This window comes from Anaeroplasma sp. (assembly GCF_034179385.1).
Classification (GTDB): Bacteria; Bacillota_I; Bacilli_A; order Acholeplasmatales; family Anaeroplasmataceae; genus Anaeroplasma.
The window spans coordinates 1-2,080 of the sequence record NZ_JAXFPY010000116.1 but is presented as its reverse complement, the minus strand read 5'-3'; the positions used below and the strand labels follow the sequence as shown (position 1 = coordinate 2,080).

Sequence of the window (2,080 nt, the reverse complement as noted above, 5' to 3'; positions counted from 1 at the left end):
GTAAAGGATAAATCACCTAAAGCCTTAATTGATTGTTATGATATTTATATTAAGTATTCTAATGTAACAAATTCAAGTCTAACCATTATAGGTGGTGAAGCTTCAAAGGGCGAAAATGGTCATGATGCAGATACTAGTGATAGAGAGTATAAAAATGGCAAGAAGGGATATGATGCTACTTATACTATTCTTTGTAATTATATATCTATAAACAAATGTAACGTCAAAGTTATAGGCGGCACTGGTGGTGAAGGTGGAAACGGAGGAAAATCAACCTCAGGATTCCTTACAATGATAGCTAATTTTAAAAAAGGTGGAAACGGAGGTAATGGTGGTACCGGTGGTACTGCAGTTTACTGCAAAGATTACTTTATTTATGAATTAACTGTACTAGAAGCCGGAAAGGGTGGAAAGCCCGGTTCTGTAGGTAAAGGATTCAATGACGATACACAATGGTATGGTGATAAAGGCATAAATGGTTCTGATGGAAAGACCATAGTTGTAGAATAGAATTAAAGTTAAATCCGATAATGTGGGTTATACATGAGCTTACATATCGGATTTTTGTATTTATCCGAAAATTCATTTAAACGAATTGATATAATTTTATATTCACTTTTTTCTTAATATTCCTAATTTGCACAGTGTTGGTGAAAAATAAAAAAAGTGATATAATATATCCAGTCTAAAGAAAGGAAAATATGTGAATTTCTGAGAGCTGGTTAATACATATGACTTGGCGGTTGAAGGTTAACCGGCTCTCAGAAGTTCCTTCAGTCGCCGCCATGAAAACTAAATATAAAGATAACCATTGGGGAACATCAGTGAAGAAACTTCCTTGGGATGAAAGAGATAATATAACTCCTATTGAAGCATTAATGACTTCTACTATGAAAGAATGGTATGAAGCCAAGCATAGAGAAAGTTCGAAGGAAGAAATCGATTTAATTAATTCTATTGAGCCATTAGTTTGCCATCGATGTATGTCAAAATCTTTTATTAAATATGGTAAGGATGGCAATGGAATTAATAGATTCAAATGTAAAAATTGTGGATCAACTTTTAATAATTTAACTAATACTATATTTGATTCTCATAAGATACCAATTTCCGAATGGTTTGAATATTTAATACATTTATTTGAGTTTCATTCAATAAAGTCATCAAGTAGAGATAATAAAAATGCCAATTCCACTGGAAAATATTGGTTAACAAAGGTTTTTGAGGTACTAAAAGATTATCAAAAGGATATGGTGCTATCAGGTGATGTAATATTTGATGAAACTTTTTTTACTGTTAAACAATCTAATAGAAATTACAAAGATGGTAAAAAACTAAGAGGAATATCAAGAGATAAATTATGTGTAGCTGTAGCTACAGATGGATTTAGAACTGTAATACTTTGCGAGAACACAAGTAAGCCTTCAAGTAAAAGTACATTTGAAACAATGGGGACTCATATACAGAAAGGCTCAAAACTGATTCATGATGATGAACATTCACATCAAATACTAGTAAAAGAATTAGAACTTACAGAAGAATTTTGTAAATCAGCATATCAAGAATATTTAACAGATGCCGATAACCCGTTAACTCCAATAAATAAAATACATTCATATATAAAAAAGTTTATGAGGAACCATGAGGGCTTTTCTAGAGATAATTTACAAGATTGGATGAATCTAATTTCATTCATAATAAATGATCCAGAAAACAGGTATGACAAAATAAAAAAATTCCTTAAAATGGCACTTTCGTCACCAAAAAAAGTGAAATATAGGGATGTGATGTCAAAAAAATCGCACAGTTAAGCCGTTTGGTACCAACACTGTGCAAATTAGGAATTTAATAAATAAAAAATTATGTAAATTGTACGAGATATATGGCATTTTACAAGAAGTTGTATAATTCATATAAGACATTTGATGCTATAAAAGATATTTTTATAAAATTTTCAAAATCCTAAGCGAAAGGTTGTGCCGTTCGAATCACATCGGGAACGCCACTAAATAACAAAATCAGCCTCATTTTTAAGACTGATTTTTTACATATTGTTATTTTTTTTATTTAAATATAATAT

2 protein-coding genes are annotated in these 2,080 nt (G+C 30.6%); both read left to right on the top strand.

Annotated elements, in window-relative coordinates; translation table 11 throughout:
- Positions 1-510, top strand: a 510-nt coding sequence (locus SPJ17_RS07715) for a hypothetical protein (RefSeq protein WP_321094427.1), incomplete at its 5' end; no start/stop codon positions are given.
- Positions 511-731: 221 nt separating this feature from the next.
- A complete protein-coding gene (locus SPJ17_RS07710; RefSeq protein ID WP_321094425.1) occupies positions 732-1,811 on the top strand; it encodes an IS1595 family transposase in 1,080 nt (359 codons plus the stop codon).
- The last annotated feature ends 269 nt before the right edge of the window (positions 1,812-2,080 follow it).